7 protein-coding genes are annotated in these 7309 nt (G+C 58.3%); 4 read left to right on the plus strand and 3 right to left on the minus strand.

Annotated elements, in window-relative coordinates; translation table 11 throughout:
• Nucleotides 1-16: 16 nt before the first annotated feature.
• Genes ACSQ83_RS29460 through ACSQ83_RS29470 form a run of 3 tightly spaced genes read left to right on the plus strand, consistent with a single transcriptional unit; the run spans nucleotide 17 to nucleotide 3352 of the window.
• Nucleotides 17-1318: an MFS transporter gene (locus ACSQ83_RS29460; protein WP_414951676.1), complete on the plus strand. Its 1302-nt coding sequence runs from the start codon at nucleotides 17-19 to the stop codon at nucleotides 1316-1318.
• A 20-nt stretch (nucleotides 1319-1338) separates the two neighbouring features.
• Nucleotides 1339-2121: an enoyl-CoA hydratase/isomerase family protein gene (locus tag ACSQ83_RS29465; RefSeq protein WP_414951498.1), complete on the plus strand. Its 783-nt coding sequence runs from the start codon at nucleotides 1339-1341 to the stop codon at nucleotides 2119-2121.
• A 1-nt stretch (nucleotide 2122) separates the two neighbouring features.
• Nucleotides 2123-3352, plus strand: coding sequence for a CaiB/BaiF CoA transferase family protein (locus ACSQ83_RS29470; RefSeq protein ID WP_414951497.1), 1230 nt, complete (start codon nucleotides 2123-2125; stop codon nucleotides 3350-3352).
• 752 nt (nucleotides 3353-4104) lie between these two features.
• On the opposite strand, the gene ACSQ83_RS29475 is transcribed toward ACSQ83_RS29470, so the two are convergent.
• The gene (locus ACSQ83_RS29475) at nucleotides 4105-4407 is read right to left on the minus strand and encodes a hypothetical protein (RefSeq protein ID WP_436230565.1); all 303 of its coding nucleotides are present in this window, start codon (nucleotides 4405-4407) and stop codon (nucleotides 4105-4107) included.
• A gap of 174 nt (nucleotides 4408-4581) precedes the next feature.
• On the opposite strand from ACSQ83_RS29475, the gene ACSQ83_RS29480 reads away from it, so the two are divergent.
• Nucleotides 4582-5478, plus strand: a complete 897-nt coding sequence (locus tag ACSQ83_RS29480; protein ID WP_436230566.1) for a DMT family transporter — start codon at nucleotides 4582-4584, stop codon at nucleotides 5476-5478.
• 20 nt (nucleotides 5479-5498) lie between these two features.
• On the opposite strand, the gene ACSQ83_RS29485 is transcribed toward ACSQ83_RS29480, so the two are convergent.
• A complete protein-coding gene (locus ACSQ83_RS29485) occupies nucleotides 5499-6128 on the minus strand; it encodes a LysE family translocator (protein WP_436230567.1) in 630 nt (209 codons plus the stop codon).
• 141 nt (nucleotides 6129-6269) lie between these two features.
• A complete protein-coding gene (locus tag ACSQ83_RS29490) occupies nucleotides 6270-7187 on the minus strand; it encodes a DMT family transporter (RefSeq protein ID WP_436230568.1) in 918 nt (305 codons plus the stop codon).
• Between the last annotated feature and the right edge of the window lie 122 nt (nucleotides 7188-7309).

Genomic DNA, 7309 nt, shown 5'->3' on the forward strand with positions numbered 1-7309 from the left:
ACTACTCAAGGAGACGATGATGTTCCGTCGAGCTACGACGCGCGTTCTACTGCTGCTGTGCGCCATGTATTTCATTACCTATGTTGACCGTGTCAACGTCAGTACCGCTGCCTCGCAATTCGGCGCGGAACTGCACTTGTCGCATGTCCAGATCGGCTTTGTATTTTCCGCATTTGCCTATCCGTATCTTGTCTTCCAGATTATTGGCGGATGGGTGGGGGACCGCTTCGGGCCGCGTCGGACGCTTGCTGTCTGCGCCGTGATCTGGGCGGGCGCCACGATCATGACGGGGCTGGCTGGCGGGTTTGTATCGCTGATCGCTGCGCGCTTGTTGCTTGGGCTGGGCGAAGGGGCAACATTCCCCACCGCTACCCGCGCAATGTCGAACTGGATGCCTGCCGATCAACGCGGTTTTGCACAAGGAACCACGCATGCCGCGTCGCGCATTGGTAACGCGGTGGCGCCACCGTTGATCGTCTGGTTGATGATCGCGACGAGCTGGCGTGGTGCTTTCATCGTGACCGGGATCGTGAGTTTCCTGTGGGCGATTGTCTGGATCTTCTATTTCCGCGATAACCCCCGTGACCACAAGAGCATTACCGCCGATGAGTGCGCCACGCTTTCATCGTTCTCCGGCGTCAAGCAGCGCGTGCCTGTTCCATGGCGTGCATTGCTGGGACGGATGGCGCCGGTGACCGCGGTGTACTTCTGCTACGGCTGGGTGTTATGGCTCTTCCTTGGCTGGATTCCGCAGTACTTTCTCCACAACTATCACATGGAGTTGGGCAAGTCGGCGTTGTTCGCATCGGGCGTGTTTTTCGCTGGCGTTCTTGGCGACTGGCTTGGCGGCTCGGTCACGGATCGTATCTTGCGGCGCAGCGGAAATCTGCGCATGGCCCGTAATGTGATGGTCGGCGTCTGCATGCTGCTGACGTTGCTGTCGCTCGCGCCCATCATGCTGGTGTCCAATATGTCGATTACGCTGGCTGCAGTTTGCCTGAGCGGCGGATTCTTCTTCAACGAGATGACGATCGGACCCATGTGGGCCGTGCCGATGGACATCGCGCCGAAGCACGCCGGCACCGCGAGCGGCATCATGAATTCGGGCTCTGCACTGGCCGCGATTATCAGTCCGGTCGTGGGCGGTTTCCTGATCGACAAGACGGGGAACTGGAACCTGCCATTCACGGTTTCCATGATCCTGATGGGCGTCGGCATTGTGCTCTCGTTCACCATGCGGCCGGACCGCGCGTTAGACGTCGTTGCTGCGGGCGCTGAAGGAACGGAAGGCGCCGAGCCAGCCAGGAAATTCGTTTAGATTTTTCTCCAGGAGACGATGTGGCTGAACCATCCATCTTGATCGAACGCGAGGGGTTCATCGCGACGGTTGTCATCGACAGGCCCGCGAAGCTCAACGCGATGACCAAACCGCTTTGGCAATCGTTGGGAGAGACTATTGATGCCCTCTCTGCCGATGACACCATCCGTTGCATCATCCTGCGCGGCGCCGGCGAGAAAGCCTTCTCGCCGGGTAACGACATCGCCGAGTTCCAGACCGATCGCTCCAACGTCGAGCAAGCCCGCGCGTATGGCGCGATCATGCATCGCACGTTGAGAGCGCTGGGTGCATGCAGGCATCCGATTGTCGCGATGATTCACGGCATTTGCGTGGGGGGTGGACTCGAGATTGCCGCCATGTGCGATCTGCGTATCTGCGGGGAATCCAGCCGCTTTGGCGTGCCGATCAAGAACCTCGGCCTGGTGATGGCGCACGCCGAACTCGATGCGCTCGTGCAGCTTGCTGGACCCGCCATTGCGCTCGAAATCCTGCTGGAGGGGCGCATTTTCGGGGCGCAAGAAGCGTTCGCCAAGGGACTCGTTACGCGAGTCGTTGCCGACGATCAGGTCACCGCGGAAACGCTTGCAACGGCAACCCGGATAGCCGATGGCGCGCCGTTGGTTGCACGCTGGCACAAGCAGTTCGTCAAGCGCGCGATGAACCCTGCGGCGCTCACGCCCGAGGAACGTGACGAAGGTTTCGCGTGCTTTGGCACGGAGGACTTTCGCACGGGTTATCAAGCCTTCCTCGACAAGGTCAAACCCGAATTCAAGGGGCGTTGATATGCTCGAAACAGAAACAGGCAGCAAGGGTCCGCTTAGCGGGATGCGCGTTATCGAACTGGCTCACATCATGTCGGGACCCATTTGCGGAATGATGCTTGCCGACATGGGCGCCGATGTCATCAAGGTCGAGAAAATTCCCGGCGGTGACGATTGCCGCCGCTTCGCTCCCATTTTGGAAGGTGGGGAATCGGCGTCATTCATTATCGTGAACCGCAACAAACGCGGTGTGGCCATCAACCTCAAGACCGACGGCGGCCGTGAAGTGCTGCGCAAGATGCTGGCTACGGCCGACGTCGTCACCGAGAACTATCGTCGCGGCACGATGGAAAAACTGGGCATGGGTTACGACGCGCTCAAGGCGGAAAATCCCGGTCTGATCTATTGCGCGATTTCGGGTTTTGGCCGTAGCGGACCGATGGCCGACAAAGGCGGTTTCGATTTGATCGCGCAGGGCATGAGCGGTCTTATGAGCATGACCGGCGAACCGGGTCAGGCGCCGATCAAGGCGGGCTCGCCCGTCACCGATATCAACGCGGGCATTCTCGCCGCGCTTGGAATTTGCGCGGCGTACTCGGCCAAGCAAAAGACCGGGCGGGGCCAGATGGTCGATACCTCGTTATTCGAAGCCGGTTTGCAGCAGATGTACTGGGCCTTTGCTAATTATTTCGCTGACGGCACGGTGTTGCCCAAGGCAGGTTCCGCTAATCCGACTAGCGCGCCGTATCAGGCCTTCCGGACCCGCGACGGCTGGGTGAATATTGGCGCGGCGAATCAGAGCAATTACGAGCGGCTGGTCGGAGCGCTGGATATTGCGGGGCTTGAGGAAGATGAGCGTTTCAGGACGAATGCCGGGCGCTTGAAATATCGGGGCGCGCTGGTTGAGATTCTGACGGCGCGACTTATTGAGCGAACGACGAATGAATGGCTTGCCACGTTCGATGCAATCGGCTTGCCGTCGGGACCGGTGCTCGGCGTGCCCGAAGCGGTGGTGCATGAACAAGCGTTGGCGCGCGGGATGATTGTCGAGACGACGCATCCGGTAGCGGGGCGCATGCGCGGTCTGGGCTTGCCGATTCACTTTTCTGACGGACGTACCGAGTCGGCGATGCCCGCGCCGTTGCTGGGTCAACACACGGCGGAAGTGTTAAGGGAATATGGTTTCTCCGATGAACGTATTCACGCGCTACAAGAAGAAGGCGCGATCAATGCCGGCGAGGTAATGCCTTAGGGCGATTGCAAATTGGGTTTGGTTCGCGCTTGGTCGGGGGTTGGACGGGGTGGTTTTGGGTTGGGGGTCAGGGTCAGTGTTGGGATGGTGGTTCTAGCGTTAACGGTCTGAGTCATTGCCGGGTTGCTGCTTTCCAGGTCTTCGCGCGTTTTATGTTGAATGTTTTCTTTATCACTATTAGCCACTGCGCGTGGCGGCGCGTCATTTCTTTGTCCAAAGCGACAAAGAAACGAAGCAAAGAAAACGCTTTCACCGCTCTACCCTAAGTGTCCACAGCGTGCAGTTTTGATTCATGGGTGCCCCAAAAGCACGGTGCTCGCCAGAGCTTAAGATGTTTGAACCCCTCCTTCTCGCGAATCCTGACAGTAAAACGCTTCGCCCCGTACGCTCTCGGGCTAGCACTAGCGACTGACCCCGCCCAAGGAGCGCCCTGCGTTATCCGCGGAAAACCAACCTCCAAATTGTATGCATGCCGAACCATTTTTTAAAGCACCAAGAAAAAAGCCGCAGAATGCGTGAGGCCAACCCCCGAAATAACAACGCGAACCGACCAGCTAACCCGCGAAGAACCACAGCGGTAGATACGCGTGAGGCCGTGCGGGGTTCTTTGACAAGGGTGCTAGCCCGAGAGCGTACGGGGCGAAGCGTTTTACTGTCAGGATTCGCGAGAAGGAGGGGTTCAAACATCTTAAGCTCTGGCGAGCGCCGTGCTTTTGGGGCACCCATGAAATGGAACTGCACGCTGTGGACACTTAGGGTAGAGCGGTGAAAGCGTTTTCTTTGCTTCGTTTCTTTGTCGCTTTGGACAAAGAAATGACGCGCTGCCACGCGCAGTGGCTAATAGTGATAAAGAAAACATTCAACATAAAACGCGCGAAGACCTGGAAAGCACCAACCCGGCGATGAACCATACCGCTGGCCCCAAAACCTAGCAACCCGGCATTGACCCCGACCGCTAACGCAGAACTCGTGCAACGCGCCCCCACCCCCGCCCCCGCCCAACAAGTCCCTAACCAGTTGTCGTTTTCGATCAATAACGTGAGCAAAACCATCATCTAATCCGCATTGATCCAATGATAAGCTTCCCGATGCCCAGACTAGCTGGTTCTCGTATCGTATGCGCTCGACTTAAGCGTTCATATTCGCTTGGCAGCGATCGTCCACGTCTACCTGCTTTACCCCGGGCCGCTTGCGGTCAGACGCCGCGTTTCCTTCGAGCTGTCATCACTATGTCTTCATCTATCGCCCAAAGCAGAGCAGTGCCGCTGCGCAGCATCACGCAAATCCTCGCAGCCATGTTTTGCTTTGCCGTGGTCGATGCGCTCGCTAAGTCGGTCAGCCTGAAATACCCCGCTAACGAGATCACGTTCTTTCGAATGGTGTTCGGCCTGTTGCCCGCCTTCGCGATGTGCCTGCATGGCAAGCCTTTAAGCGAACGGATAAGGACCCTGGATTTCCCGGCGCAGACGCTACGCGCAATTACCTTGCTGTGCGCACTCGGATTGTTCTTCGCAGGATTGCCTTACGTGCCATTGAGCGAAGCGGTTGCTATCGTCTATTCGGAAACCATTTTCGTGATCGTGCTGGCGCCCTTGCTTCTCAAGGAAACGCTAAGACGCCGTGATGCCGGCGCGGCTGCGATCGGCTTTATGGGCGTGCTGCTGGTTGTGCGCCCCAGCAGCGATCAGACGAGTTGGCTCGGCCCGGTACTGCTTATCGCAAGCGCGGTGTTCGGAGCGTTATCGATTCTGCAAATCAAGCGAATCCGCGCATCGAATGATTCGAGTGTCACCGTGCTTTACTTCACCGCGATTGGTGCGGTCGTCAGCGGGCTCTCGCTCTTCTTCGTATGGCAAACGCCCACATTGGATTTTCTGGCGCTGATGGCCTTGCTCGGTGTCCTGGCCGGCACGGGGCAACTGTTGTTGACCATGGCGTTTCGTCAAGCCGATGCCAGCAAACTCGCGCCGTACAACTACACGAGCATTGTGTGGGCCGCAATCTTTGGTTACGTGGTCTGGGGCGAGACGGTCGGCATGGTGTCGCTGCTGGGTATCTTGCTGATTGTGGGCGGTTCAATACTGGTGGCAATCAGGAGCAAACAAGCAGATGGCCCGCTGGTTTAATCAAGCGGGCCGACACCGTTTCACTCAATCGACAACCTCAGCGCAAACGCCAGCAACGCGGCCGAGAACGTCCAGCGCTGCAAGACCTGCGCGCGCGGATGACTGCGCAACCAGCGGGACAACCGAACGGCGGAAAACGCCAGCGTTGTGTCGAACGCCGCACCGATCGCGACCAGCACCACGCCGAGTTCAAGAACCTGCGACCAGGCCGCGCCTGCTTCCGGATGCACGAATTGCGGCAGCAACACCGAACAGAACAGCAACGCCTTCGGATTGAGCAGACTGCTTAGCACGCCCTTTGACATCGAGGCGCGCAAGCGCGGGCGCGTCTTCGACGTTAAATTGTTGTCGTCGAGACCGAACGCAGGCGAGCGGAAAATCTGGATCGCCACGTAGGCGAGATAAAGCGCTCCAGCAATCCGTACACCTTCATAGAGCCACGGTGCACTACGCAGCAACGCAGCAACGCCGAGCGCCGACAACGTCACATGCAGGCTGCGGGCAATTGCCAGACCGGCAGCAGTCGAAAGCCCGTGCTTCAGGCCATGCGAAGAACTGCTCTGTAAGATGAGCGCCATGTCCGGGCCGGGGAGCGCATAGACGACCGCGAGGGCCCCGATAAAGACAAGCAGCAGTTGCAGCGAGACCATGATCCAACCTCCATTTCGAAGGCTTGATATTGCCGCTAATCGACGAGCGTTTTCTGGCGTAGTCGTGCCTGTTTTAAAGCCGGTTTAGGGGAAAACGCCAAGGCGCGTCATGTCCGTCAGCGTTAGTCATTGCGTCGGCGGCTAAGTCGGCAACGGACGGCGTTTTCGCGAGGGAATCGTCATGGCGGCAACACCCGCGACCACGCACACCAGGCCCAACCATGCCGACGGCGCCAGCGTTTCATCCAGTAAGCCCACGCCTATGGCTACCCCTATCGGCACGCGCAAATAGGCTTGCGCCGTAGTCCCGACAGGCCCCAAGGTCTGTACGAGCCGGAAGTAAATCAGAAATGCCAACGCGGTTGAAAAGACCGAGAGCGCGATCAACGCGATGAGCGAATGATTCGATGGATGCAAGGTCCAGGGCTTGTCGACGAAAGCACTTATTGGAACGAGCAGCACGGTCCCAACGAGTAGCGACCCTGCTGCGGGCGCGGCCGCGGGCAATCCCTTGAACGAACGCCCATAGAGCGCCGCGCCCGCGTAGCAGACCGTTGCAGCGACAATGGCCAACTGAGCCAGCAGTTGATTTCCCAGCCCATGAAACGCGGTCGTGCCCACGACGAGACATATTCCAACCAGCCCTGCCGTGACGCCGAACAACTTCCGGGGCGTGACCGATTCATGTCGTGTGATCAGCCAGGTTCCCAGAAACGCGACAACGGGTGAGGCTGAATTCAGCATGGTGGCGAGTCCCGCTTCCACCGAGCGTTCAGCCCACGCTATCAGCGTAAAAGGCACGACACTGTTCAGCATCGCCTGCACAAAAAAACGCCGCCAGATTGCAGGGTCGCGGGGCATCGGAATGCCTTTGAAGATCATCCAGCCCAAGAGAATTAATCCCGCGATCAAGGTCCGTGCGGCAATCAGCGTGATCGGAGGAATGGTTTCAACGCCAACCCTGATCAACGCGTACGAAGCACCCCATAGCGTCGATAGCAGCAGGAGGAGCATCAGATCGACAAAGGTGTCTGGTTCTCGGGCAAGGAGAGTTTTCATCGGTCAGATCAGCGGATTCGCGCGGCAGGAAGATGAGCGGCGTGCCCAAATTATGGCTTGCTGCACTCGCCTAAGTTTCAGCCTGACCCGAACGATGGAATGCGTATATGTCTCTTAAAGGC

It is taken from the genome of Caballeronia sp. LjRoot29 (assembly GCF_964252755.1).
Taxonomy (GTDB): domain Bacteria; phylum Pseudomonadota; class Gammaproteobacteria; order Burkholderiales; family Burkholderiaceae; genus Caballeronia.